Raw genomic sequence first — 25,268 nt, forward strand, 5'->3', positions numbered from 1 at the left:
CTGAGACTGGGGCAGGAGCGCCCGCTGTGGCAGCCGGTGCGTGATTGAACGTACTAACACCCCCTATTGCTGTCATATCGAGCAAATCGGAATCTTGGTTTCGTAGGGCTGATCGGGCATGCGGAGGCCCTCTACGCCACTCAGGAGTGGAGCTGGTCGGTCGCCAAAAATGCTGTCACTAAGGCAAGTTGAGTCACCGTTAGCCCTTGTAGGTGATCTTCTGGCGCCTAGTCACCCGCGGTGGTGGTGGGTCGCCGGGAAGTGTCGGCGAGTCGCTGCTTGACATGCGGCCTGTCGCAGGATCAAATCCTGGATCCGCGCGACGTGGAGATCGTGACTGGGTGCCTGGTCACCCGCATGGCGCGCTCCCAGGGCGGCGCCGTGGCGCCCACCTCGGGCATCCTCGGCCTGTATCGCAAGGAGTTCGTGTTGGCCAACCTGGAGGACTACGTGACCTCCGGCTCGGCCGGTGACGACCGTCGCCTGACGTACTACGCGCTCCAGCACGGCCAGGTCGTCGCGGTGAACGAGGCGTGGGTGTACAGCGCGATGCCGGAGGACCTGAGCGAGCTGTGGACCCAGCGGGTGCGGTGGTTCAAGTCGTACTGGAAGTACGTGCGCTGGGAGCTGACGAACTTCTCGGCGGCCCCACTGTTCCTCCGGCTGTACGGCCTCGTGCTCACCGCGCTCTCGCCGGTGTTCTCCGCCTGGGTGCTGTTGGTGATCCCGCACTGCACGGGCAGCAAGGTGATGTTCCTGTACGGCCTGGGCTACTGGATCATCCTGACCTACGCCCAGACGGGCATGTACGCCGCGCTGAGGCCCGAGCTTGGCACCCGGCAGAAGCTCTTCGCGTGACCCCTGCTGACGCCGCTGGTCTCGCTGGTGAACCTGCTGCTGATCAAGCCCGAGATGTACTGGGCGCTGACTCAGGCCCGGACGACGCACTGGGGCACGCGCAAGGTGGCAGAGTCCAAGGACGCGGTGCCCGCAGGAAGAAGACGACCATGGTGGTCCTCCTGATCCTGGGAGTGGCCACCCTGGCCGCCTGCCAGAACCGGGGTCTCCCCGCCAACGCCGACCGGCGTGGTGCCATGATCGGGGCGATGGGGGAGTAGCTGCCCACACGTCCGAGAAGGACACTGCGGGCCCGTGGTGGCACGTCTGTGGCACGACCCCTGAAGCGCCGAAGAGCCAGCCTGGTAGGAAACCCCAACCCCCTCCTGAGCTGGCCCTTCTCACTGCGCCCCCGGCAGGATTCGAACCTGCGACACTCGCTTTAGGAGTTTTCCTTGGGCGAGGCTGTGACCTGCGGAAACGTTGAGATTAAGGCGTCTGGCCCGGGAAAATGCCTCTCTGCAGTCTCACGTGTTCACGGCGATTCCCGGCCTCGTGTGTGCTGGATCCGTTCTAGGAGTGCCCTGCGAGGCTCATGCCCTACACGGGCTCGCCATCGTCGGCCGTCCGCACCGTCTCCCTCTCCACAGCCGTGGGTACAGTTCGTCGGCGACCGAGCAGCGTGGCGATAGGCAGGGCTGCTGCCAGTCCGCTGAGCAGGATGGCGGCGAGTGCGCCCGGGACGGCAGGCTGGTCGTTAAAAGGCAATGCCGATCGCGGCCATTGCGGGACCGGCGTTCCGGACCGAGGCGACGCTGCCCATGATGGTGCGTCGTACGGACGGACCCGTGGTCAGCAGCGTGCCAACGGCGAAGGCGGCGGCGGAGAGCAGGAAACCGGCGATGAGGGCGAGGGAGCCGAGGAGTGCGACGACGCCTTGCCAGTTGCCGAGGAACTGCCTACCAGCACGATCAGGAACGTGATGTTGGAGACGGACGCTGCTGCGGGGTGCCATGACTGTGCGGTGGGCGTGGCGTAGCGGCGCATCAGCAGGCCGATGGCAAAGGGTACGAGTTGCAGGAGGGCTACGGTCCTGATCAGTGTTCCGGCGTCGAGGGAGACGTCGATGCCCACGTCGGCGGCGTTGAGGAGGACGCCCGCTGTGGGGGCGAAGGTGATGCTGCCGACGGAGGCGAGCAGCACCTGCATCCCCGCGCCGCCGACGACGTCGCCGCTCTGCACCATGGCGAGTTTCGCCCCGAAGGGGCCGCCCGGGGACGAGGCGACCAGGACGGTGAAGACGCAGCGCAGCGCCGATACCGCCCAGGCCGGCGGCGAACATGGTGGCCGCGATGAAGATGACGGTGACGGCGTTGAGCACCAGGTGCAGGGTCTCCATCGGGTTTCCCCTCGGGTGCGGGGCAATGGCCGGACGGTGTCGGGGTGCCCGTCGCCGCGCTGTCAGTCGTGGAGGTCGCCGAGCCAGCGCAGGGCGGTCAAACTCGGCAGGAAGCAGTACTCGCCTCCTCGGGTGACGACGAACCGCGGCAGTGGGGCGAGGCGTCGGCGCAGCGGGCGGCGGGGAATGGTGTAGCCGGCGGACCCGTCGTGGGCTCCGGTGACGGGGTCTTTGGCGTCGTTCGCGCCAAAGAAGACGCCGTCGTTCATCCATTGCGTCTGGACGAACTCGAATTGCCGCCCCAGGTGTGCTCCGATGAACGCGAACATGAGGCCGCGGTCGGCGCCGTCGTCCTCCAGCGCTCCCTCGGGCAGCGGCGGGCCGTAGACGGCGCCGCGTCGGATCATGCGGTGCAGCCGCACCTCTCCTGCCACGGAGGCGTCGCGGGGATTGGCGCGGCGGATGTGGCTGCTGCCGGGCGTCGTGAATCCCGCCGGATCGTCGGTCTTGTACAGGAAGGTGTTGCGGCGGTGCGGGTCGGCGCCGAGTGCGGGATCGTCGGCGTGCGGAGCCAGTGCCAGGGGAGCACCGCTGCGCCAGCGCCCCATGATCTTTGCGGCGATCAGTTCTTCGTCCTGAGGCCCGGTGGAGTTGTCCTTCAGGTACCGCCGGAACTGGGCGACGTTCTGATGGAGCTTGCGGAAGGCCGCGTAACTGCCGTTGCGGCCCAGCACGGTGGGCTGTGGGCTCTGCACACCGCCGAGCTCGTCCCGGTAGCCCAGGATGAACTCGCCAGCCTTCAGCGGCACTTCCAGTTGGTTGGATCCCGGTATCCCGCTGCCTTCGACGGCCGGATGGCTGACACCGTCGCGATAGCCGAAATGCTCGGTCTCGGTGGGCAGCGCGTGGCAGTCCTGCCGCCATATCGCCGTCACCCCGGCGAGCCGATCGTAAGCGGGGCGGGCTCGGTCGAGGGCCGCCTCCAGGTGCTCGGGGTCGGGCGCTACCGCGGTGAGCACCAGATGGACGTCGGGGCTGCCCAGTGGCGTTTCCCAGTGCTCGGGGCTGCTGTCGCCCACATCACCCAGCGTTCTGGCACGGGCCGCCATCCCCTGCCGGAACTCCCAGGCGAACGTGTCCAGTGAGGCGCGCGGTACCCCCAGCGCCTCCAGGCCGCGGCAGGTGACGGCCACACTCACCCAGGTCTCTCCCACGGGGCTGACCGAGTCCGCCGCGGAGGTCACCGCCGTACTCGCGCGCCGCATCAGCTCCCGCCCGTGCCCCCGGTCGTCGATGCGGAAGGCGAGGTAGGTCGCCGCGTAAGGCGTGGGCCGGCCGCTGAGAACCCCGCGCTGGATGTCGTCGAGTTCCAGCGCGACGTCCGGGTGAACGCTCACGGTTGACCTCCCCATGGCCCTACTTGGAGACGAGGTTGCGCCAGAAGTTCCGCAGGCTCTCGTCCCCGCCGAACAAGGAGCTGAAGATCGTCGAGTCCGCCAGCAGCAGATCGCCGGCGCGCTCGCCGCCGGGAGGCATCCACAGGAGCATGTTGAACTCGGTGTTGCCGGCTTCGGTGAAGGGATGCGGCCGCGACATGTCGATCGGCTGCCTGGCCAGCACGTGGACGGTGTCCGGGTCGTCGGTCGTCACGTCGTAGTGCGGCAGGTGCATGTGGAAGTTGAAGTTCGTCACCCCGTCCAGCCAGTCCTTCCGGTCCAGGTCCCGGACTGTGGACAGAGGGGCGATCTGGTTGCCCACGCGGGTCGCCGGACGCAGGCCGTACCGGTTCATGACCGGTACTCCGAGGCCCCGCATCACGTCCCTGACGTAGGTGGCGAACCGCTGTTGGCGGGGCACCAGGGGATCGCCGTGATGGCGGTATTCCATCTCCCGTACCGACGGATCGTCCGATGCGCCCACGTCGTGGTGCGGGCCCAGGACGAGACGGGTGTCCTCCCGGGCGAGGAACGCCCGCAGGGCCTCGATCTCCCCGGGCTGTGCCTCCTGCTCGGTGACCGCGTGGTCCAGCCCGAACACGAACAGGACGTCCGTGTCGTCGAGCACCCGTTCGTCGAGCGGTGTGAAGAAACCTGCCTGGTCGATGCGCTGGTACACCGGCACGGGATGCCCCGTGACCTCCTCGACGAAGTCCTGGAACGGCACCCAGGCCCAGAAGAACAGCTCCAGCGACCCGGCGACGCCCTGCTGGAACCGGTACGGGTCGGACCATTGCGGGTCCTCGTACGCCGGCCATGCCGCCCGCCTGACCTCGGTCATCGTGGAGAACCGGTTGTCCAGCTCGGCGGGGTTGCGGCCGGCCTCGGCCGGATAGCTCCACGAGACGTAGATGCTCACCCGCCGCCCGCCAGGGGTGTACTCCCGCGGAATGTGCCTCTGGTTGTACGTGCGCGCGGTCCTGACCTCGCTCATTGTCACTCGTCTCACCGGGCCCGACCGTCGGTCGTCTCACTGCATCTGGTCGAGCATCTGCGACAGGGCGTTCTTGACCAGCAACGCCTTCTTGATCTCGTCCGCCGTCACGTATGGGTACTCTCCGTACTCGATGAAGCTCGGACAGTGGTGTTCCCGTACGAAGCGCACGAACGCCTCGGGGTTCGTCCGCCAGTCCTCGGGAAATCCTTCGAGGTTCTCGAAGGTTGTGCTCACGCCCGCCTTGCTGAAAAGCGCGACGGCGTCCTCGGTGTACTTGTCGAAGTCGGTGTCGAAGATCCCCTGATACATGAAGCGTGTGTCGTCGTCGAAGAGCACCCAGCGCAGATAGTGCAGTTTCAACGGTGCGAGGAGGTAGGGATCCTGCTCCAGCGCTCGGGCAAGGGCATGGCCGTGCTCCCGTATCGCGTCGGCCCTGCCCGGTTTGACGTTCGCGACGATGGTGAATCCGTAGCAGGCCGGAGTTCTCGGAAAGACGGGGCCGTACTTGCCCTGTTCCAGATGGCCGGTCTCCTTGGGGATGACGACTGCCTGTGGCTTGATCTCCATGTCCGTTCCCTTCCGCATCCGGAGGCCGAGACCGGTCCACCTTCAGCGTTGCACTCGACGGCCGAGGGCGCCTGCCGAGCGGGCGGGAGCTGATCAGGCGCGTCGGGCGGCGCCGACGTCAGTGCGTCACGGCGACCTTGAGGAGCACGATGAGCAGCCCGAGCATCAGGTTGACGGCCCCGGTGGTCACCACCGCGCGGCGGGAAGCCCCCGCGCGCACGGCGGCGACCGTGGACCAGCCGACATGACCGGCCAGCGCCACGCCCAGGGCCAGCCACAGAGCCCCTCTCGGGCCGATGCCCAGCAGGGGGGTGACGCTGACCGCCACGGCCGGCGGGACGGCCGCCGTGACGATGGGCCACTCGGTCACGCACGCCCGCCGGATCTCCCTCGCGCTCACGGGCACGTACATGACCCGCGCCCCGAACAGCCGGGCGAACACGTGGGCCGCCCAGAACACCAACCCTGTGCCTAGAAGCAGGAGAACGAGTTCCAGCCGAGGGCGGGAACCGAGCGAGCCGGTTCCCGCCCCCACCACGACCGAGGCCGCGAGCAGCGAGCCGTACACGGCACCCGTGTAATCGTGCCGCTCCGCGGCATCCGCGTGCGGCATGGGCGGCCTTTGCATAGGAGGCCGATCTTCCATGATCCCAGTGTGGTCACTTATGTGGTGCGCCGCACGGCAACAGGCCGTCGCGCGGTCAGTGCCGACCGGCGTCGTCTGTGCAGGTCAGCTCTGCGACGAGACAAAGGTGGATGTCGCCGTCCTGGTCGGGTTCGGTAGGGGCACAGCGGGCCGCGATCCCGTTGGACAGCGGGGAAAACGGGCGAAGTCCACCCCCAGTGCGGGCCGCCAGACGTTCCCCTTGCGTATGCGTCATCGGCGGTATCCGGCCTTGAGCCGGGCGCGCAGACCCGGGCCCATGGCCAGGCCGACGCTACGCCGTACTGTTCAGCGGCCTGCTGCTCGACATCACCAGCTGGACGCAGGAGGAGGCGGACACCGGCGTAGCCCTCCAGACAAGCTGGGGCAGCCCGGAGCCGGCGGACGAGCCATGTACGACCGGCGCCCCGGCCACCCGACCCGCTTCGAGTGGAGCGGCGACATCCCGTGACGACTGCCGGCAGGGACACTCAACCGGGTGACATCCCAGTCCCTTATGAACCGGGCGTCGCCCGTCGCCCGTGGACGTCGACCAGAGCATGAGGACGAGCAGGGATGAACACGTCGCGGAACCGGGGCTCGTCGTTGTAGACGTCGTGGCTGCAGACGACGACACGGCTTTCGCTTTTCCAGACGGCGCTCACCGAACGCTGGGCGACGGCGACAGACGACCGGACGACCAGGACGCCCGGTGAGCCGGGTGTACGGCTGGGTTGCTACCTCGTCTGCGCCAGGAGCTTCCCGCCGTGGTCGACCCCACGAAGCCGACCACGGTCGGAAGAGGCCTATGACAAGGCAGCGTCCTCGCCGAACAGCGGTACCTGCGCCACGTCGACGTCTGTGCGGATGCGGTGCGGCCGGGCAGGGTGACGCCACCGCCCGGAGCTGTCCCGGGCGACGTCGACGGCCACCTCCATCACCGCCTCGGGCTGCACCAGGTGCACATCGAGCGTGCGCTGTGTTCCCAGCCTGCCGAGAACGTCCATCCCTGCCACGGGTGCCTGCCGGCTGGCGGGGCCAGCAGGTCGGCCAGGGCGCGGCTGGCGGCCTGGACAGTGTGGTGCTACGGCCGGCGTGCTGCAGATGGCCCACTGCGTCGTAGCGGCCCAGCAGTACCGTCCGGGGCGGCTTACGGGCACCTTGGCTCTGGCTGCCTGAAATGGGGCGGCTTCGGCCGGGCGCCTCGTCGGGTTTTATACCGGAGCAGCCGTGGTTGGCCGCGTCCGTGGGCTAATGCCGGAGCGTGACTGTTCACGGTTTGACGCTCGCTGCGGCGATTCCCAAGCTGGTGGGAGGGGCTGGTGGAAGGGGCCGCGGTCGTGAGTGGTGGACAGAGCGGACTGCCCCGGTTGCTGGCGGCGGCGGAGACGGCGGCGCCGGCGGACGCTATCGACGTGATCGCGGAGGACCTGCGGCGGCGCTTCAACGCCGCGAAGGTCTCCTTCCTCATCGTGGATCTGACGGGGAAGGCGGTGGCGCGGCTGTCGACCGCCGCTGCGGCGAGCGAGCGGGAGGCGGAGCGGATCCCCCTGTTCGGCAGCGTCTACGAGGAAGTGATCCGTACCCAGCGGCTGCACCAGGAGGCGACCAGTCACGGACATCGGGTGATCGTGCCGGTCACCAATCGGGGTGACGCGATCGGGCTGCTGGAGGTGCTCCTGCCGGCCGATCCCGGCGAGGCCGTCCTTGACGCGGTCGGGGAAGCAGCACACGCCTTGGCTTACATCGTGATAGCCAACGGGCGCTTCACCGACCTCTACGCCTGGGGCAAACGCTCCAGGCCGCCCACCTTGGCGGCTGAAATCCAGTACCAGCTGCTGCCTCCGTCGCTGTCGTGTGAGGCTGCACAGTTCACGCTGAGCGGGAACCTGGAGCCCTCCGAGGACCTCAGCGGTGACACCTTCGACTACACCCAGGACCGCGATACCTTGCATGTGTCGGTGACCGACCCCATGGGCCACGACATCGATGCCGCCCTGGCCGCCACGGTCCTGGTGGGCGCCCTGCGCGGCGCCCGCCGGGCGGGCGCCGACCTGGCCGAACAGGCCCACCGTGCCGACCAGGCACTGATCGACCACGGCCGCGGTCACGCCACCGGACAGCTGCTGCGCATCAACCTCCACACCGGGCGGGCCCGGCTCGTCAACGCGGGTCATCCCTGGCCACTGCGTATGCGCGAGGGAGCTGTGGAGGCGATCACCTGCGAAGTGGACCATCCGTTCGGGCTGTCCGAGCTGACTCCCCACCCCTACCGTGTGCAGGACCTCGACCTGCGGCCCGGTGACCGTCTGCTCATGTTCACCGACGGCATGCTCGAACGTCACGGCGAGAAGGTCGACCTGGCCGCCCTGGTGGAACGCACCCGGAATCTGCACCCGCGGGAGACCACGCTGGCGTTGACGTCCGCGGTCCGGGACGCCGCCAACGGCCGGCTTGAGGACGATGCCACCGCCGTGTGCCTGGACTGGCACGGTCCCCAGGAAACCCAGCGGCACGTCGGGTCCGGCGCGGACACTCAGCAGGCCTCAGCCGCACGCACGAAGGACCAGTCGTAACTCAGCGCTCTCTTCGACGGTGCCGGACGGCTCTCAGGCCGCGCCTCTTCCTGGAGACCGAGCTTTCGCACTCCTCTACAGCCCTTGCGGGGCGGCTCGGGACCTACCCGAATGAGAAGGCACGGACGCCGGCATCGCGGCCGAGCTTGTCGAGCTGGACGGCGAACAGGACGTTGGCGGTCTTGGCCTGGCCGTAGGCCGCCCACTTGTCGTAGCCCCGGCGCCAGTGGATGTCGTCCCAGCGGATGCCGGAGAGGTGGTGGCCGCGCGAGGAGACGGAGACGACCCGGGCGCCGCCCGGCGCGATCGCGGGCCACAGACGGTTGACGAGGGCGAAGTGACCGAGGTGGTTGGTGGCGAACTGGGCCTCCCAGCCCGGCCCCACCCGTGTCTTAGGGCACGCCATGATCCCGGCGCTGTCGATCACCAGGTCGAGGGTCCGTCCCGAGGTCAGGAACCGCTCGGAGAAGCCGCGCACACTCTCCAGGTCGCCGAGGTCCAGCTCGTCCAGTTCGACTCCGGAGATGCCGGTCGGCGCCTGCTCGGCCACGGCCGGGCGGCGGCCGGGCACGACCACGCGGAGCCCCGAGCCACCGCGGGAGAAGAGTTCGTGCCGCAGACGCCCTGATCTTGGGCTCATGCCCTTCAGCGCAGGCCCCACCCGGACAGCGAGTTCGCTCCGGTCGCGGTGTGCCATACACCCGGCGGAGTAGTCAGGACGACTCCCCCCGCACGATTACCCGGGGTGGGCCATGGGCGATGCTGTGGGCTGTGACAGCTGATCTTCCCGCGCAGCGGCCACGTCGTTCCCGGCTGCGGCGGTGGCTGGGGCGCGCCGCCCTGGGCTGTGCCGTCGTTCTGGTGGTCGGCACGGCGGCCTCTTTCGTCTACAACTCCGTCACGGCCGGGCGCGCCGCGCCGCCGCGGGGCCTCAGGTACGTACAGGCCGCCGACATCCGCACACGCTTCCAGACCTGGGGCACGACGGGCCCGCCGGTCGTCCTGGTGCACGGCGCCTTCGAATCCGTGGACACCTGGTCGCGTCTCGCCCCGCTGCTCGCCCGGGACCACCGGGTGTACGCGCTCGACCTGACGGGCGACGGATACAGCGAGCGCCACGGTCCGTACACGGTCGACCATTTCACCCGGCAGCTCCTCGGCTTCCTGGACGCCATGCACCTCGGCGGACCGGGCGAGCGCCCGCTGCTGGTGGGGCATTCCAGCGGAGCCGCCGTGGTCACCGAGGCGGCCCTGCGCGCCCCCAGCCGGCTGGGCGGTGTGATGCTCCTCGACGGCGACGCCCTCGACACGGGCGCCGGGCCGCCGCGGGCCTTCACGTACGTGCTGATCGACCCGTACCGCACCAGCCTGCTGCGGATCGGCCTCGGCATCGACGCGGTGATCCGCAGCGTGTACGACGCCCAGTGCGGACCTGCCTGTCCGCGCCTGGACCCCGCCGGCCTGGATCAGTGGCGACGCCCCCTGCAGGTGCCGGGCGCGGAGAAAGCGCTCTGGAGCATGCTGTCCGCCGGGGTGCCGGGCCTGCCCGCCGACCAGGTGGCTCGGCTCGCCGGGGTGCGCCTGCCCAAGTCGGTGGTGTTCGGCGCCCAGGACGACGTGTTCACCCGGCAGACACCGCAGGAGACCGCCCGGCGCATCGGGGCACCGCCCGCGACGCTCATCCCGGGCGCCCGGCACCTGACGATGATCTCCAGTCCTCAGGCGGTCGCAAGGGCCGTGGACAGACTCACGGCGGCCTCGATCAGGTCCTCCCGCTGACCCTGCGGCTTCCCTGGTGACCGGATGCTAACGGCTGCGTGGAGATCGCGAATTGGAGGACCATGTCGCGGTGCGCGACTCCAAGGACATCGGTGTCTGTCCGCTGGCGTTCTCACGGGCGCCAACTGACGGAGAGTGCCTGCCTGCGAAGGCTGGTAGAGGCCGAGCGTGGTCGCTGCCTCGTCCAGTTTCTCGTCTGACGGGTTGGGCGTCGGGGACTCGACGATTTCCGCCGCGGACTTTCCGGGCTGCTCGGCACCTCGGTCCGACCAGCCACGCAGCAGGCGCGAAAATTGACGGAGGTGGTCGCGCTCGGCAGGTCGGCGGCAGCTGGCGCAAGCTGTTCTCCCGACCCGCCAGCTCCTCGGCCGGTAGCCAGCCAGGGCGACTAGCTCGTCGGTCTCTCGGTGCTGCAGTGGCCGACATGCAGATCGACCTGGCGTGTCTCCCCTTCGCCCAGGGGCACCTGCGCGGTGACGGGCGCATAGCCGGTCGTGACGACGGTGTAGTCGCCCGGGGCCAGGTCCTGGAGCGTATATGTGCCGTCAGTGACCGTCAGCGCGGAGGCGACCACCTTGCCCGAGGAGTCCAGCACGGTGACACGGGCGTCACTCACCGGCAGACCTGTGCGGCCATGGCGGACCGTCCCGCCGACGCGGCCGAGTCCGGCCAGGGTGACCTCCGGGGCGGATGGCGTCGCGGAGGTCATCTGCACGGCCCGGGGACGGTACCCCTCGGCCGACACGACGAGCGTGCACGGCAACGAGTCCTCGGCCGTCAGCGCATAGGTGCCGTCCTCGCCCGTCCTGGCGAGGGAGCGCTGCCGGCCGTACCTGTCCACCAGGGTGAGGGTCGCGTGGGCGATGGGACGGCCGGCGCTGTCTCGCACGAGGCCGTGGAGCGTCGAAGCCGACGGAGCGGCTGCGGAGCCCTCGGTCCGCACCGGGGGTGGCGCGGAGGGAGTCGGCGCCGGCGCCGAGGGCTGCGTCGCCGGCACCGTGTCGGGGCGGCGGCCCTTGACCAGTGAAGCGGCCGCTGCGGCGATCGACATGGCGATGGCCAGGGAGAAGACCACGACCAAGCCGTCGTGGAAAGGCTGCGAAACGAGATGGGGGAAGTACTCGCGCCCCGTGAGGTGTGCCGCGGCGCCGGGCGAGAGGTGTTCCAGGATGGCCGGGCCGAGGAGGTGCCGGATGGGGTTGTAGCCCAGGAACGCGGCGAAAAGGACACCGACCGGCGGGAGCCCCGCGACGTTGTGAGCGGCGCTCGGCGGGACGCCCTGGGCGGTCAGGCCCGAGGCGAGGGTATGCGGCAGTGTGCCGGACAGTCCCGCGACCATCAGCGAGAAGAACACGCCCATGGACAGCACCATGCCGGCGTTCTGGAAGGTGGCGCGCATCCCCGAGGCGGCGCCGCGGGCGTCGGCCGGGACGTTGGACATGATGACCGACGTGTTGGGAGCGGCGAAGAGGCCGCCGCCGAGGCCGTTGAGGAAGATCAGTGCTGCGAACACCCAGTAGGAGAAGTCACTGGGCAGGGCGAGCAGTCCGGCGAACGAGGCCGCCATCACCAGGAAGCCGGAGGCGGCGAAGAGACGGGCTCCGAACTTGTCGGACAGCGCGCCGGAGACGGGTCCGGCGACCAGAAAACCGATGGTGAGCGGCAGCATGTAGATACCGGCCCACAACGGCGTGTCGGCGTAGTCGTAGCCGTGCAAGGGGAGCCAGATGCCCTGCAGCCAGATGATGAGCATGAACTGCAGTCCGCCCCGGGCGATGGCGCCGAGCAGGGTGGCGGCGTTGCCCCCGGCGAACGCCGCGTTCCGGAAGAGCCGGAGCGGGAACATCGGCTCGGCGACCTTCGTCTCGACGACGCAGAAAGCGGCGAGCATCGCGACTCCGCCGATCAGTCCTGCGAGCACCCAGGGATTGGTCCAGCCCATGGTGTGGCCGCCGTACGGCTGGATGCCGTAGGTGATGCCCGCCAGCAGCGCGGTCAGGCCGATGGCGAAGGTGATGTTGCCCCACCAGTCCATGCGTCCTGGCCTGCGGACACCGGTCTCGTGCAGGGACTTGTACGCCCATACCGTGCCGATCAGGCCGATGGGCACGTTGACCCAGAAGATGGAGCGCCAGTTCCAGGTGACGAGCGCCCCGCCGAGGACCAGACCGAGGAACGAGCCCGCGATGCCCGCCACCATGTTGACGCCGAGCGCCATCCCGCGCTGACGTGCGGGGAAGGCGTCGGTGAGGATGGCCGCGGAGTTGGCCATCAACATCGAGCCACCGACCGCCTGGACGATGCGCCAGCCAATCAGCCACAGCGCCCCGCTGCCGCCGTGGAAGGGGTCCAGCGAAAGGATCACCGAGGTGAGCGTGAAAATCAGAAAGCCCGCGTTGTAGATGCGGACCCGGCCCAACATGTCCCCCAGCCTGCCGAGCGCGACGACCAGCACCGCGGTGACGAGCATGTAGCCCATGAGCATCCACAGCAGGTAGCTGACGTTGCTGGGCTGCAGAGGATCGAGTCGGATGCCGGTGAAGATGCCGGGCAGCGAGATCAGCACGATCGAGCTGTTGATGGTGGCGAGAAGCATGCCCAGCGTGGTGTTGGTCAGCGCCACCCACTTGTAGCCGGGGTGGTCCGAGCCGATCCATCCTCGACCGCGGCGCCGCGCCGGGTCGGCGGCACCGGGTATGTGATCGGTCCTGCTGCTCGTCATTGCTCGCTCCCGGTGTCTCGCCCTTCGGGCAGGGGCTCCGGCTGTCGGTGGTCCGCGAGCATGCGCTGGACGAGCGGAGCGACGATGCGCATGGCCGCGTCCAGTGCTCGCTGATCGTCGTCCGGCAACGTGGCCACCAGATCGGCCAGGCGGGCGTCCCGCGCCTGCCGGCGCGTGGAGAGCACCGCGCGACCGGCGTCGGTGATGGCCACAAGGGTCACTCGCCCGTCGCCCTCGTCGCTGATGCGCCGGGCCAGACCCTGGCGCTCCAGCCGTTGCACCAACTGGGTCATCGATGGCTGCGTCACGCCCTCCGCCACTGCCAGGACCGTGAGCCGGACCGGGCCCTCGCGCTCGAGCCGGGCCAGGGTGGAGGCCGCTGTGAAGCTCACGCCACGGCGGTCCGTCACGACCCTGATCACGGCCGAGGCCGTCTCCGCCAGCGATCGCGCGGTCTGCTGGGCGTCCGCGTCCGCGGGGGAGTGATGCACCCTCCTTAAATATCACGTTCCTATATAGGAGGCCTATGAAAAGTTTCGGAAGGGAGATCCTGGGCGGTCAGGTCACGGTGTCGTGGTTTTCGGTCGTGCGCGAGGGCGTCCAACGCCAACCGGGCGCCCCCCGGCAGCCGCTGCCTACGGGGCGAGTGCTCGGCCCTGCCTGGGGCGCGCAGGAAGATGGCCCGCCCCGTTCGCGGCCTCGCTGTAGGTGGTCGCTACTCGGATAGTCCGAATAGGGGTGAATACCTGGTTAAGGCTTGGGGTGGGGGCCGGGAGCTGGGGTGGGTGGTGTCGGAGGAGGAGTTGTGTCCGGCGGTGGATGCCCTGCTTCAGGAGGAGCCGGTGCTGCCGCCTGTGGGGGAGCGTGCTCGTCAGGCGGGTCTGGCCCGGGTGATGAGGTCGACGCACGGTGAAGAACTAGGAGAACGGCCGGTCGGAGCCGAGGGGCCGCGGTTGTCGACGTACCGGCGGCTGCTGCAGGGCTGGACAGCGAAGTACCCCGCCCCCGCGCCCGCCGGGGACGCGCCCGCTGCCGCCGCAGCCGGTATGCGCCAGCCGGTAGCGGGAGAGCAGGAGCCCACCGGCCCCGCCGGTTTCCGGGCCGAGCAGCCATCCGATGGGGAGATGGGCCGGTCCGCGGAAAGGGCCGTGCGAGCTCCGACGATGGCTCCGCGGTTTCCTCATGGTCCGCTGGTGACGGCGCCGCCTACAGCCGCGGCGACGTTGGTCAAAGGGGAGCTCCAGTCGACGCCTTCGTCGAGCGCCCGGACGGAGGCAGGGGGCCCGGTGTGCGCGGACGGTCGGTAGTCACTCACCCTGTCCGGTCCCGGCGGCATCCTGGGGATTTCAGCCCAGGGCGGGGTAGTCGCCGGCAGCGAGGTCGTCGATCAGGCTCGGGTGGGTGGGCTGCCAGCCGAACCGATCCCGGGTCAGTGCACTCGAGGACGGCATGTCAAGGGCGAACACGCGACCGATGACGCTGAAGCGTTCAGGCGGCACCGACTCGACCGGCACCGCCAGAACACGGCCGATGGCCTCGGCCAGCGACCTCATGGTGTCGCCCCCGTCGGCTACCGCGTGCAGGACCGTGCCCGGCGCAGCCTCCTCGAGTGCGATGCGGAACAGCAGGGCGGCGTCAAGCCGGTTGACTGCCGGCCATCGCTGTGTGCCGTCGCCGACGTACGCCGACACGCCCGTTTTCTGCTGCCGGGCCCGTCTCACGGCCCAAGCTGAGTGAGGCCCTGTGCACCGTGCTCGAGCAGGAGCTCGTCAAGGGGCCGATCGCGCATGGCTGGCCGGTGTCGGCGTACACGTGAACGTGGCCCTGGCAAGATCTCCGTGAAGTTGTGGCGTGCTCCCGTGCGCCGGTGACGCTCCGTCACGGGTAGCGGCGGTGTCGGCTGAGTGTGATGACCTCGTACGGATCGTGTCTCCGCACCTGAATGCGGTGCGGGTGGAGCGTGTGTGGTGGGCGGGCGGCGTGGTTCGCATCGCTCCCCGTACTCGCGAGTTGATGGTGGCGTGTCCGGACTGACGTCGCGAGTCGGCGCGGGTACACAGCCGGTCTCCCCGCACACTGGCCGATGTCGCTGTCGGTGGCCGCCCGGTGTCGACTGGCCGGGGCCGCGGTCGGCGGGGATCAGGACGTCAAGTTCCTCGCGGAGCGCGGGTAGGAGGAATGCGAGTGGCGAGCTGCGGAACCGGATCACACTCCGGGCCTGTCGCAGAACTCTTGCGTCTGTTCTGTTGTGAGAACGGGCGCGGTGAAAGGGCGGAGCGGGATCAGTCGGTGTCGAGGCCGTCGATCAGGCGGTTGAGGAACCGGGTGAAGGTGGCTTCGGGGGTGACGGGGCGTTTGGGGGCTGAGAGGGCTTCGGCGAGTTCCGGGTGGTGGCCGTCCGCGGCGACGGCGGCGAGGTAGCGGGCTTCGGCTGCGGCTCGGTCGGGCGACCGTGAGGCTGCGGCCTGCGCAATCTCGTGGGCGACGTGTCCGGCCACGAATGCGGTGATCTGGGCGAAGACCTCCAGCTTTGCCGCACCGTCCAGCCCCGTGGGTCGCAAGACGGCGAGCGCGTGTTCCAGGAAGGCCAGCGTGTTGGGGCCCGGAACGCGACGGGTGGACAAGGCGGCGGGCAGCCAGGGGTGGCGCAGCATGTGTGCGCGCTGCAGGTGGGCAATCGTCTTCAGGTCGGCGCGCCAGTCGCCACTAGGCGGGTCCATGACCGTCAGTTCGCCGCTGACGTGGTCGACCATCAGGTTCAGCAACGTCTCCTTGTCGGGGGCATAGCTGTAGAGCGACATGACGCCGGCTCCGACCTGTGCGGCGACTTTCCGCATGGTGACCGCTTCGAGGCCCTCCGCGTCCGCCAGGGCGACGGCCGCCGCGGTGATCGCCTCCCGGCTGTACGCCGGCTTGCGGCCCCGGCGGGGCTGGACAGAGCGCAGCCAGAGCCGCTGAGGGTCGACGCCCGGAGCGTCGTTCTCACCGTCACGGGGCATTGTCCACGTTCCCTTCCTTGATCGCGGCGACCCTTGTGCGCCTCAGTCAAGCATCCTCTATTCTCGTACATCGTACGGGAAATCAAGGAGGGGAACGATGACGTCACGCACGCATGGTCCTGTGCCGGGGCCGGCCTGGACACCGCCTTCCGGGAAACCGCCCATGGCCTCACGGATGATGAGGGCGACGTGGCGCCGTCTCCCCGCCAAACTGCACGATGTCGGGTGGGAGCCGGGGCTGGTGGTGCCGGCCGCCGACGGCAGCCTGCTGATCACGGACCACTACTTTCCGCGCACCGAGGGCGACTTCCCCACGCTCCTGGTCCGCTCGCCGTACGGCAGGGGCGTGCCGTGGTCTCCGATGTACGGTCTGCTCTTCGCCGAACAGGGCTTTCACGTGATCCTGCAGAGCTGCCGCGGCACCGGCGGTTCGGGGGGTGCGTTCGACCTGTGGCGCAACGAGGCCGCCGACGGCCAGGCTACGGTGTCCTGGCTGCGCGAGCAGCCCTGGTTCAACGGCACACTGGGTACCGTCGGCCCCAGTTACCTGGGCTACGTGCAATGGGCCCTCGCCGTGGACCCGCCGCCGGAGCTGAAGGCGATGGTGGTGCAGGTGGGCATGTACGACCCCTACGCCCTGTTTCACGCGGACGGTGTGCTACGCCTGGAGACAGCCCTCGCAGTCGGCGTGGGCATGACCTATCAGCACCAGGGCATGCCACCGTTCCTGAGGGCGACCCTGCGCCTGCAGCGCCGCCTGCGCGACGTCACCACCGCGCAGCCCCTGCGCGGTGCATATGTGTCCGCCCTCGGGGGCGAGTTGCCCTGGCTGGACGACGTCATGACGCACCCGGATCCCAAGGACGCGTACTGGCACGGCGCGTCGTTGGCGCAGGTGGCGGAGCGGCTCAGCGTGCCCACGAGTCTGATCACCGGGTGGCACGACGCGCTGGCCGACCAGACCCTCGAGCAGTACGACCGGTTGCGGAAGGCCGGATGCGAGACCGCCCTGCTCGTCGGCCCCTGGACCCACACCTCCGCCCTGCAACAGGGATGGCCTGAGGTGTTCGCTGAAAGTCTCTCCTGGCTGCGCACCCACCTGTACGCAGATCCCTCCGGTCTCCGTCTCACACGGGTGCGCGTCCACGTCGGCGGCGAAAACGCCTGGCGGGACCTCGAAGAATGGCCGCCGGCCACGGCGGTCGACCCATGGTTTCCCACCGCGCAGGGGCATCTCACCCGGCAACCGCCCACGGACTCCGCACCACTGACGTCGTTCCGCTACGACCCGGCCGACCCCACCCCGTCCCTCGGCGGCCCGCTGCTCTCCCGCACCGCCGGTCCCCGCGACAACCGCAGCCTGGAGGCTCGGGACGACGTCCTGACATTCACCGGACCTCCGCTGACCGAGCCCGTCGACATCCTTGGGCCGGTCTCCGCGCGGTTGAGCATCTCCACGGACACCGGCCACGCTGACGTCTTCACCCGTCTGTGCGACGTGGACCCACAAGGCCGCTCCGTCAACATCTGTGACGGGCTGGGCCGGCTGCGGACGGACGGGCAGGAGCCGTCGCGGATCACCGTGCCGATGAGCTCCACCGCCCACCGCTTTGCCATCGGCCACCGCATACGCTGGCAGATCAGCGGAGGCGCCCATCCGCGCTACGCCCGTAATCCCGGACCGGGCAATCACCGGTGGACGCCACCACCTTTACACCGGTGCGTATCACGCTCCACACGGACTCGGCGCTCATGCTTGCAATGCATGCCCACAGTTCCGGGCTCAGCCCTGCGGGGAACGGCTGACCAGCCAGCCGGACCCGACGGCCCGGCTCACTCCTCGGCGCCGTCTCCATCGTCCAAGCCGGCCGCCTCTGGCTTGCGCAGGGCGCGCAGGCCGCCGCCGACCAGGGTGGGAGGGGCGGCCCGGCACGTCGACATTGGAGTGGCGGAGTGGGACAGCCGGGCGACGTCCTCGTCCGGACGTCGTGCTTGCGCTCATCGGCCAGCAGCGCCTGCAACTCCTCCTGTACGTCTGCATGATCTGTCCGCGCTTGCCCTGGCAGATCCCCGGGGGCCGTTTGGCGTGTGCTCGTCGGGCCTGAATCCGCGCCCTGATTGAGTGGCCCGTTCGGGGGGTATCGGTGGTTTTACCGCGCCGCACCTGGGGAGGTTGTGGCGCGGTCCCTGGCCGGCCTCTGTTTCGTCGTCCCCCCTGTGGTGACGGGCCAGAGGCCTTCCTCCGCCGTACATCCGAGCGGCGCGCCGGCAGTGGGCCAAGCGTCAATCCATGAGTGGTTCGTCAGACGTCTGGACGTCGCCCCAGGCTGCCAACAAGCGGGAAGCGCTGCCCGTCACGGATTGGCGCAGCCGTGCACCTCGACCGCGGAACGGACCCTATGACCGACGTGAGGTGGCGGACACTGACAGCAGCACGTCCCGCGCACCTGAGGCGACCTTCCTGGGGGCGATGGAGGGCCTGGCTTCTGCAGGCCTGAGTGAGCGGATGGCCCGGCGCCCTGGGCTGCACCGTGCGCCGCTGCGGACGTCACCGTCCACGGCACCCAAAGGGATGAAGTGGCCCGGCTACGGGTGCAGGGTCCGACGGTTCCCCACACGATTGCGGCGATCCTGCTGGCGCTGCGGGACCGCACGGGCGAGGTTCCGCATGTGTACTTCAGCTGGTCCGAGGGCGGGCCGGTAGGCCGTCTGCTCTGCTTCCTGGTCTTCGGCGACGCAGAGGTGGCCACGGTCACCCGCGAGGTACTGCGCCGCGCCGAGCCGGACCGGGAGCGACGGCCGCGCGCCCACGTGAGCTGAATTCACCGGTCCTGGTGGGCGCGGAGGACGAGCATGGAACGGGCCTCGGCCTCCACCTCGCTGCCGCCCTTGATCAGTGGCCGGTATTTGGTGTAGGGGATGGCGGTGTCCACTTCCACCGCCCACCACGGATCGAGCCTTTCGGGAACGGTGAACGCGAGAGCCTGGCTGTGGGCGTTGAAGAGCAGGAGGAAGGAGTCGTCCTCCACCCGCAGCCCCCGCAGGTCGGGTTCGGTGATGGCTTTGCCGTTGAGGTGGACCATCAGGGACCTGGCGAAGCCGGTCTCCCAGTCGGTGTCGGTCATCTCGCGTCCGGCGGGGGTGAACCAGGCGATGTCCTTCACCGCATTGCCGGATGTGTGCGCAGCCCGTCCGCGGAAGAACCGTCGCCGGCGGAAGACGGGATGGTCGCGGCGCAGAGCGATCAGCTTGCGGGTGAAGTCGAGCAGTTCGCTCCCCTCGGTGACATGGGGCCAGTCGATCCAGGTCAATTCATTGTCCTGGCAGTAGGCGTTGTTGTTGCCGCGCTGGGTCCGGCCGAGTTCGTCACCGTGCAGCAGCATGGGCACGCCCTGGGAGAGCAGCAGCGTGGCGAGGAGGTTGCGCTGCTGGCGGGCGCGCAGGGCGAGGATGCCGCGGTCGTGGGTGGGGCCCTCCGCGCCGCAGTTCCAGGAGCGGTTGTGGTTCTCGCCGTCGCGGTTGTCCTCGCCATTGGCCTGGTTGTGCTTGCCGTTGTAGGAGACCAGGTCGCGCAGGGTGAAGCCGTCGTGCGCGGTGACGAAGTTGATTGAGGCGTAGGGGCGGCGGCCGTCGTTCTGGTAGAGGTCGGAGGAGCCGGTGAGGCGGGAGGCGAACTCGCCGAGTGTGCCGCCCTCGCCGCGCCAGAAGTCGCGTACGGTGTCGCGATACTTGCCGTTCCACTCGGTCCACAGCGGCGGGAAGTTGCCGACCTGGTAGCCGCCGTCGCCGACGTCCCAGGGCTCGGCGATGAGCTTCACCTGGGAGATGACCGGGTCCTGCTGGACGAGGTCGAAGAACGACGACAGCCGGTCCACCTCGTGGAACTGCCGGGCAAGGGTGGCTGCCAGGTCGAAGCGGAAGCCGTCGACGTGCATCTCGGTCACCCAGTACCGCAGCGAGTCCATGATCAGCTGCAGGGTGTGCGGATGGTTCATCCGCAGGCTGTTGCCCGTGCCTGTGGTGTCCCAGTAGAACCGCGGATGCTCCGCGGACAGACGGTAGTACGCCGCGTTGTCCAGGCCGCGCAGCGACAGCACCGGGCCGAGGTGGTTGCCCTCAGCGGTGTGGTTGTAGACGACGTCGAGGATGACCTCGATGCCCGCCTCGTGCAGGGTTTTGACCATCGAGCGGAACTCCTGCACCTGCTCGCCCCGCTGGCCGGAGGAGCAGTAGGCGTTGTGCGGGGCGAAGAAGCCGAGGGTGTTGTAACCCCAGTAGTTCGACAGGCCCTTCTGTATCAACGCGTGGTCGTGGATGAAGTGGTGGACCGGCATCAGTTCCACCGCGGTGACGCCCAGCGTGGCGAAGTAGTCGACCATGGCCGGGTGCGCCAGCGCCGCGTATGTGCCGCGCATCGCCTCCGGTATCGCCGGATGGGTCTGCGTGATGCCCTTCACGTGGGCCTCGTAGATGACCGTCTCGTGATACGGGGTCCGTGGCGGGTGGTCGTTGCCCCAGTCGAAGAAGGGGTTCACCACCACTGACTTCGGTGCGTAGGGGGCGGAGTCCATGTCGTTTCGTCGGCCGGGGGCGTCGAAGTGGTAAGGGAAGAGCGCCTCGTTCCACTCGACCTCGCCCTCGATCGCTTTGGCGTACGGATCGAGCAGCAGTTTGTTGTGGTTGCAGCGCTCACCACGCTCAGGCCGGTATGGACCGTGTACCCGGAACCCGTAGCGCCGGCCCGGGCCTACGTCCGGCAGATAAATGTGGTGGACGAAGCCGTCCACCTCTCTCAGTGCTACACGCTCCTCCGCGCCATCCTCGTCGAAGAGACACAGCTCCACGCGCTCCGCCACCTCGGAGAACACGGCGAAGTTCGTCCCCGCACCGTCGAACGTCGCGCCCAATGGCGACATCTGACCCGGTCGCGGGCCTACCTCAGTACTCTCCTGCCATATACGCATGATCACGCGCCTCCCCAGCAAGGACGGCGGGCAGCCCGCACCCGTCGTTCCCTTTTGCCCGCGTCATCCGGTGAGCATGCGCGCATGCCTGCCCTGCCAGGGCTGGGCGATGGAGTGTGAAGTCGCAGCATCTCGTCGGGCCCCACCAGCAGACCGGGGCTGACCACGGCGTACGTCGAAGGGGGCGCATGAGTAGCGGGGAGTGCCTTCCAGCGCAAGAGTGGGACCTGCGGGCAGCAGCTGTTTCAGTGCGCTCGGGCTGCTGCCCGCAAGCTCTCCGGGGCAGCCCGAGGGAAACAAACCACGATCAGAGCGGCGAGCGGCTATGAGGCACCCGGACCAAGGGGCTCGCAACTCCGTACAGCTGGTTGAAGATATCCCGCAATACCGGGCGGTCTGGTGGTGCGGCGGTCACCAGTGTCTGTTCCAGAAGTTGCCGGCGGCGCTGACGTGTCGCTTCGAGCACACAGTTTGCGGCGCCTGTGAGGGAGAACTCGCCGGACGGGAGGCGCCGTACCAGCGTGCGCTGCTCCAAGCGGTCGAGCAACCGACTTACCCATGAGGCGCTGACGCAGAGGTCATGGGCAATTCGGTCAGGATCGGCGGGCTCGCTGCCCAGGGCGAGCAGCACGCGCATCTGCTCTTCGGAAACCGTGGGGGCGACGTCCTCATGGGCCTGCTGCCACAACTTGACCAACGCTTCGGCGACGTGTTCCGCGGCAGGACTCGCTTCGGCACGTTCGGGTTCCACTGACATGGCTTCCCCTTTCCTCGATGCCGTCGAGTACGCGCTTACCCGACCGAAGGACCCTCAGCCCCGCCTGTATGTTCGAAAATGCTATGAGCTGGGACGGAAAGTGAATAATATGTAGAGTTGGTAGGTCATTCGGGTGACACGGTCTTCGTTTGGGGACCGATATTTCTCTCATTCCTCGAATTGCCGCCGCTGTGGCTTGAAAGGTCCGTGACGGCATCTTCCGTGGCGTCGTAGACGTCGAGAATTCTGTCGACGCCGGTGAGCTTCAGTAGCTGTCGCAGTTGCTCCTGTGCGCCGGCCAGCGCCAGCCTCGCACCGGCCGTATGTGCGCGCCGACGGGCCGCAAGAAGGCTGTTCAAGCCCGCTGAATCGCAGAATGAGACACCGGCGAGGTCCAGCACGATGTACCGTTCGCTGCAATCGATGAGGTTCAAGAGCTCGGTTCGAAACATCGGCCCGGTCAGGTAATCCATGTCGCCACTGAAGGCGGCCACCAGACAACGGCCGGTATGGGTCTTCGTGACCGAGGGAACACGGGACATTCAGATGCCCTCCCTGCCATTTTCCACGGCACGCAGGTCGCACCGTGAAGTGGCGCCTGTCCTAAATGTCCCCGCCCAACCGCCGCAGCGCCGACGAGACTTGGCGGACTTGTACGCCGTTGGTGTGAGATGCCAGGAGGCGGGAATTCGGAGTGCAGTGCACCACAGACGTCACCCGACGAGGAGACCGAAAGCCATGCTGGCCATCTTTTCTGCTGCCCTGTTCTTCATCGCATTTTTGATCAACGCGGCGGATATCTCGACCAACCACACCTTCACCTCAACCAACGTCATGCTCCTTGGTCTCACGGTTCTGGCCCTGCACCTCGCAGGCCTTGGAGGCGGCTGGACCGTCCGCGGCCGCAGACGCTGAAGACCTCTCAGGAACCTCCACCTGCCGGCACTTCCCGGCGGCCTGTTACGGACGTGCGGGTACGGCTTGAGCGACACAAGATCGGGGAGGAGGGCACAAGTGGCTGGGCACGGGACGCGGCTCGGCAGTTCGATCAAGACGGTCCGATGCGCGCTGAGGAGGGCTGCTCATGGCACGCAGCTACGCCGCTCGCGCCCGCCGTCGTGGGCGGGCGGCGAAAGGATCGCTGCAGGGAACCCGGGCCGCTGCCGGGGGACCAAGAAACGGCGGGCAGGGCGGGGGAGGACTCGGAAGCATCCGCCCGCGTCCCGCAGAACGCAGTGGGTCGTGGCTGCGGGCGGGCTTTGCTCTCGGACTCGGTGCGACTCTGGCCTGGCTGCTGGTGCACACCGTGCTGCAGATCGGACAGCTGCTGTCGTTGTTCTTGGCGGCCGTCTTCATCGCGATCGGACTGGAGCCGCTGGTCGCCCTGCTGACCAGACACCGCCTACGTCGCGGCTGGGCGGTGTTGATCGTCCTCCTCGCGTTCGTGCTGTGCCTGGCGGGGTTCGTCGCACTGATCGCCCAGCCGGTCACGGACGAGGTCAACTCGTTGACCAAAGCGATTCCTCAGTGGCTGACCCAGCTGCACGACCGGCACACCTTCCTCGGTCACCTGGAAGACCGCTACCACCTGATCTCCAAGGTCCGCAGCGCACTGGCCTCGGGCGGCTCCAGTGTCCTCGGCGGGCTGCTGGGAGCGGGAAAGATAGTGCTCAGTCTGGTCACGTCGGCGGTCATCGTCGTGGTCGTGACCGTCTACCTGATGGCCGCCCTGCCCGACATCAAACAGTTCGGATTCCGCTTCGTCCCCGCGAGTAAACGCGCGCGAGCCGAGACGGTGACGGACGAGATCCTGACCCGGACGGGCCGGTTCATGCTGGCCAACCTCGCAACCTCGGGTATCGCGGGGCTCGCGACCTTCGCCTGGTGTGCGGCCATCGGTGTACCGTACCCGGCCGCCCTGGGCTTCTTCGTCGCGCTGATGGACCTGATCCCGGTCGTCGGCTCAACCGTCGCCGGGGTGGCCGTGAGCCTGGTCGCCCTGTCGGTCTCCCTGCCGGTCGCGGGTGCCACAGCCGGCTTCTACGTCGGCTTCCGCCTTGCCGAGGACTACCTGATCATGCCCCGCGCGATGAAGTACGCCGTCGACGTGCATCCCGTGGTCACCGTCGTGGGCGTCCTCGTGGGTGGCGCGCTGCTCGGGATCATCGGGGCCTTGGTCGCCGTACCAGCCGCCGTCGCCATCGGCATCCTGCTGGACGAGTACGTCTTTCCCCGCACCGACGCGAAATGAGGCATCGACGCGGGCTCCCGGCGGCGCGCACCCGACACACCGTTCGGAGCCATCTCGGCGCGTTCCGGTCCCAGGCGGCCCTCACTCACCGGAAGTGCGGTTCTGGACAAGGCAGGCCATGCATCGAGGACCTGGGCAGTGGCGACGACGCCCAGGCCCAGGAGCCGACTGCACCAGAACGTCGCTGATCCAGAGCAGGCTCAGGAGAACCCTGCGAAGCCGACGTCGACCACGGAGAACAGGGCGACGCACCAGCGCGGAACGGCGCCGCGGGACCAGGAACAGCCGCACCGGCGCGAAGAAGACGAAGGACGTGGTGGTTGTCCCGCCTGGTCGTTCCGCCACCCATCCGGCGCAGCCAGGGCATCCGCGGTGGCTGAGGGGGTACGCGACGCACCCAGCGAACATGAAGCGCGAAAGGGGCGTTCCGAATGAACCTGCCGTGGGATCTGTTCCTGGGCCGGGTGCGTGAGAGCGGTGCGTACACCACTGACAAGGAGACCGAAAGCGTCGTCCGCGCGGTCCTGACCGCACTGGGCGCCCAACTTGAGGGCGAGGTCCGCACCGACTTGGCAGCGCAGCTACCACTGAGGTGCAAGCCACTCCTGCTCGATCCGCTGCCGGCCACCAGGCCGATGACACCGACGGAGTTCGTCGCGGCGGTGACTCTGCTGATCGACGGCGCAACCGAGGAAACCGCGCGCTGGGATGCCAGCGCGGTCCTCACTACTGTGGCGGACTGCGTCGACAGCCAGCTTGTCCAGCAGATGCTCGTCCAGCTGCCTCCCGGCTATGGACTGCTGTTCGGCCATCCGGTTCACACCTGACGGGCCACTCGCATTAGCCGGTGCTGCGCCGGTACTTGCCGCCTCACGGACCAGCCCACCCGAAGGGCGGAGCCGGAGACAGACGAGAAGGGGTACGTCCAGGACATGACTTTGCCTGAGGACGTGAATGGAGGCGGTGTCGCGCGAGTGGGCGCGCGACCGTACGTCGAAGTCGAACGTGCACTTGACGACCTGGCGATCCACGGCAGGCTACGCTCGTCGCAATTCTCCATCGGGGCGGCTGCGGCATACGAGTGGGCCCTCGGGCGGATCGAGAATCCTCCGGTGACCGGCCGAGGCGGCCGGGGCCCTCTTGACCTGCTCCAACTGACATCCGAGTTGGACGCGGCTGCCTCTCTGCTCGAAAACCCCGATGACCAGCCCGGCAGCCTTGACTTCCTGAGCGGGGTGCGCACGGCTCTGGCATGGGTATGCGGTGATGACCGGTCCGCTCTGACCGACAGGGCACGGGGTTGATGCTGCCGGTGATCGATGGTCTGTACGGGGCGTCGCC

Annotated in this window: 20 protein-coding genes and 6 pseudogenes; 11 read left to right on the plus strand and 15 right to left on the minus strand. The window is 68.5% G+C overall.

All coding sequences use genetic code 11. From position 1 onward, the window contains the following. Positions 1-324 precede the first annotated feature (324 nt). Entirely contained in the window at positions 325-858 is a 534-nt protein-coding gene (locus AB0950_RS36285) for a glycosyltransferase family 2 protein (RefSeq protein WP_366780365.1), read from the plus strand. Positions 859-1,689: 831 nt separating this feature from the next. On the opposite strand, the gene AB0950_RS36290 is transcribed toward AB0950_RS36285, so the two are convergent. From AB0950_RS36290 to AB0950_RS36310, 5 genes are all read right to left on the minus strand, one after another. Beyond that, positions 1,690-2,082 (minus strand): hypothetical protein, encoded by a 393-nt coding sequence (locus AB0950_RS36290; protein WP_360576233.1) that lies wholly within the window; start codon positions 2,080-2,082, stop codon positions 1,690-1,692. Positions 2,083-2,298: 216 nt separating this feature from the next. Beyond that, a complete protein-coding gene (locus AB0950_RS36295) occupies positions 2,299-3,633 on the minus strand; it encodes a Dyp-type peroxidase (protein ID WP_366780366.1) in 1,335 nt (444 codons plus the stop codon). 19 nt (positions 3,634-3,652) lie between these two features. Next, positions 3,653-4,666, minus strand: coding sequence for a hypothetical protein (locus AB0950_RS36300; protein WP_366780367.1), 1,014 nt, complete (start codon positions 4,664-4,666; stop codon positions 3,653-3,655). A gap of 36 nt (positions 4,667-4,702) precedes the next feature. Next, the gene (locus AB0950_RS36305; RefSeq protein WP_360162921.1) at positions 4,703-5,236 is read right to left on the minus strand and encodes a hypothetical protein; all 534 of its coding nucleotides are present in this window, start codon (positions 5,234-5,236) and stop codon (positions 4,703-4,705) included. A 118-nt stretch (positions 5,237-5,354) separates the two neighbouring features. Beyond that, positions 5,355-5,849: a hypothetical protein gene (locus tag AB0950_RS36310; RefSeq protein ID WP_360162918.1), complete on the minus strand. Its 495-nt coding sequence runs from the start codon at positions 5,847-5,849 to the stop codon at positions 5,355-5,357. A gap of 299 nt (positions 5,850-6,148) precedes the next feature. Here AB0950_RS36310 and AB0950_RS36315 point away from each other — a divergent pair. From AB0950_RS36315 to AB0950_RS36325, 3 genes and pseudogenes are all read left to right on the plus strand, one after another. After that, positions 6,149-6,351 (plus strand): annotated as a pseudogene (locus AB0950_RS36315) (hypothetical protein); the annotation flags it as partial. A gap of 88 nt (positions 6,352-6,439) precedes the next feature. Next, positions 6,440-6,487: pseudogene (locus AB0950_RS36320) on the plus strand (hypothetical protein); the annotation flags it as partial. A 13-nt stretch (positions 6,488-6,500) separates the two neighbouring features. Next, the gene (locus AB0950_RS36325; RefSeq protein WP_360162938.1) at positions 6,501-6,770 is read left to right on the plus strand and encodes a DUF6207 family protein; all 270 of its coding nucleotides are present in this window, start codon (positions 6,501-6,503) and stop codon (positions 6,768-6,770) included. On the opposite strand, the gene AB0950_RS36330 is transcribed toward AB0950_RS36325, so the two are convergent. Continuing rightward, positions 6,686-6,886, minus strand: coding sequence for a hypothetical protein (locus tag AB0950_RS36330; protein WP_360162915.1), 201 nt, complete (start codon positions 6,884-6,886; stop codon positions 6,686-6,688). The two genes, AB0950_RS36325 and AB0950_RS36330, sit on opposite strands and share 85 nt — an antisense overlap. A gap of 333 nt (positions 6,887-7,219) precedes the next feature. Here AB0950_RS36330 and AB0950_RS36335 point away from each other — a divergent pair, with 333 nt between their 5' ends. After that, a complete protein-coding gene (locus AB0950_RS36335) occupies positions 7,220-8,455 on the plus strand; it encodes a PP2C family protein-serine/threonine phosphatase (protein ID WP_366780368.1) in 1,236 nt (411 codons plus the stop codon). Between the two features lie 112 nt (positions 8,456-8,567). Here the strand turns inward: AB0950_RS36335 and AB0950_RS36340 are convergent. Continuing rightward, positions 8,568-9,044 (minus strand): annotated as a pseudogene (locus AB0950_RS36340) (SDR family NAD(P)-dependent oxidoreductase); the annotation flags it as partial. A gap of 182 nt (positions 9,045-9,226) precedes the next feature. Between AB0950_RS36340 and AB0950_RS36345 the strand changes: the two are divergent. Next, entirely contained in the window at positions 9,227-10,234 is a 1,008-nt protein-coding gene (locus AB0950_RS36345; RefSeq protein WP_366780369.1) for an alpha/beta hydrolase, read from the plus strand. A gap of 388 nt (positions 10,235-10,622) precedes the next feature. On the opposite strand, the gene AB0950_RS36350 is transcribed toward AB0950_RS36345, so the two are convergent. The 5 genes and pseudogenes from AB0950_RS36350 to AB0950_RS36370 all read right to left on the minus strand — a co-directional run bounded on the left by AB0950_RS36350 (position 10,623) and on the right by AB0950_RS36370 (position 15,955). Then, positions 10,623-11,231: a carboxypeptidase-like regulatory domain-containing protein gene (locus AB0950_RS36350; RefSeq protein WP_366780401.1), complete on the minus strand. Its 609-nt coding sequence runs from the start codon at positions 11,229-11,231 to the stop codon at positions 10,623-10,625. Positions 11,232-11,240: 9 nt separating this feature from the next. Continuing rightward, a pseudogene (locus AB0950_RS36355) lies at positions 11,241-12,830 on the minus strand (MFS transporter); the annotation flags it as partial. Between the two features lie 122 nt (positions 12,831-12,952). Further along, positions 12,953-13,348, minus strand: coding sequence for a MarR family transcriptional regulator (locus AB0950_RS36360; RefSeq protein WP_366780370.1), 396 nt, complete (start codon positions 13,346-13,348; stop codon positions 12,953-12,955). Positions 13,349-14,302: 954 nt separating this feature from the next. Next, the gene (locus AB0950_RS36365) at positions 14,303-14,647 is read right to left on the minus strand and encodes a hypothetical protein (protein ID WP_366780371.1); all 345 of its coding nucleotides are present in this window, start codon (positions 14,645-14,647) and stop codon (positions 14,303-14,305) included. A gap of 591 nt (positions 14,648-15,238) precedes the next feature. Beyond that, positions 15,239-15,955: a TetR/AcrR family transcriptional regulator C-terminal domain-containing protein gene (locus AB0950_RS36370; RefSeq protein WP_360161404.1), complete on the minus strand. Its 717-nt coding sequence runs from the start codon at positions 15,953-15,955 to the stop codon at positions 15,239-15,241. Between the two features lie 178 nt (positions 15,956-16,133). On the opposite strand from AB0950_RS36370, the pseudogene AB0950_RS36375 reads away from it, so the two are divergent. Both AB0950_RS36375 and AB0950_RS36380 read left to right on the plus strand, forming a co-directional pair. Then, positions 16,134-17,761, plus strand: a pseudogene (locus AB0950_RS36375) (CocE/NonD family hydrolase). Between the two features lie 735 nt (positions 17,762-18,496). Continuing rightward, positions 18,497-18,775: pseudogene (locus tag AB0950_RS36380) on the plus strand (amino acid transporter); the annotation flags it as partial. 2 nt (positions 18,776-18,777) lie between these two features. Here AB0950_RS36380 and glgX read toward each other — a convergent pair. From glgX to AB0950_RS36395, 3 genes are all read right to left on the minus strand, one after another. Next, complete coding sequence (gene glgX, locus AB0950_RS36385) at positions 18,778-20,919, minus strand: glycogen debranching protein GlgX (protein ID WP_366780372.1); 2,142 nt, start codon at positions 20,917-20,919, stop codon at positions 18,778-18,780. A 307-nt stretch (positions 20,920-21,226) separates the two neighbouring features. Further along, positions 21,227-21,676, minus strand: coding sequence for a MarR family transcriptional regulator (locus AB0950_RS36390; protein ID WP_360161400.1), 450 nt, complete (start codon positions 21,674-21,676; stop codon positions 21,227-21,229). A gap of 125 nt (positions 21,677-21,801) precedes the next feature. Further along, positions 21,802-22,218, minus strand: a complete 417-nt coding sequence (locus AB0950_RS36395; protein ID WP_366780373.1) for an STAS domain-containing protein — start codon at positions 22,216-22,218, stop codon at positions 21,802-21,804. Positions 22,219-22,414: 196 nt separating this feature from the next. On the opposite strand from AB0950_RS36395, the gene AB0950_RS36400 reads away from it, so the two are divergent. The 3 genes from AB0950_RS36400 to AB0950_RS36410 all read left to right on the plus strand — a co-directional run bounded on the left by AB0950_RS36400 (position 22,415) and on the right by AB0950_RS36410 (position 24,754). Continuing rightward, entirely contained in the window at positions 22,415-22,591 is a 177-nt protein-coding gene (locus tag AB0950_RS36400) for a hypothetical protein (protein ID WP_360161396.1), read from the plus strand. Between the two features lie 382 nt (positions 22,592-22,973). Continuing rightward, entirely contained in the window at positions 22,974-23,927 is a 954-nt protein-coding gene (locus AB0950_RS36405; protein ID WP_360161394.1) for an AI-2E family transporter, read from the plus strand. 431 nt (positions 23,928-24,358) lie between these two features. Then, entirely contained in the window at positions 24,359-24,754 is a 396-nt protein-coding gene (locus AB0950_RS36410) for a DUF2267 domain-containing protein (protein WP_360161392.1), read from the plus strand. Positions 24,755-25,268 lie beyond the last annotated feature (514 nt).

This window comes from Streptomyces sp. NPDC007189 (assembly GCF_040703635.1).
Lineage (GTDB): Bacteria > Actinomycetota > Actinomycetes > Streptomycetales > Streptomycetaceae > Streptomyces.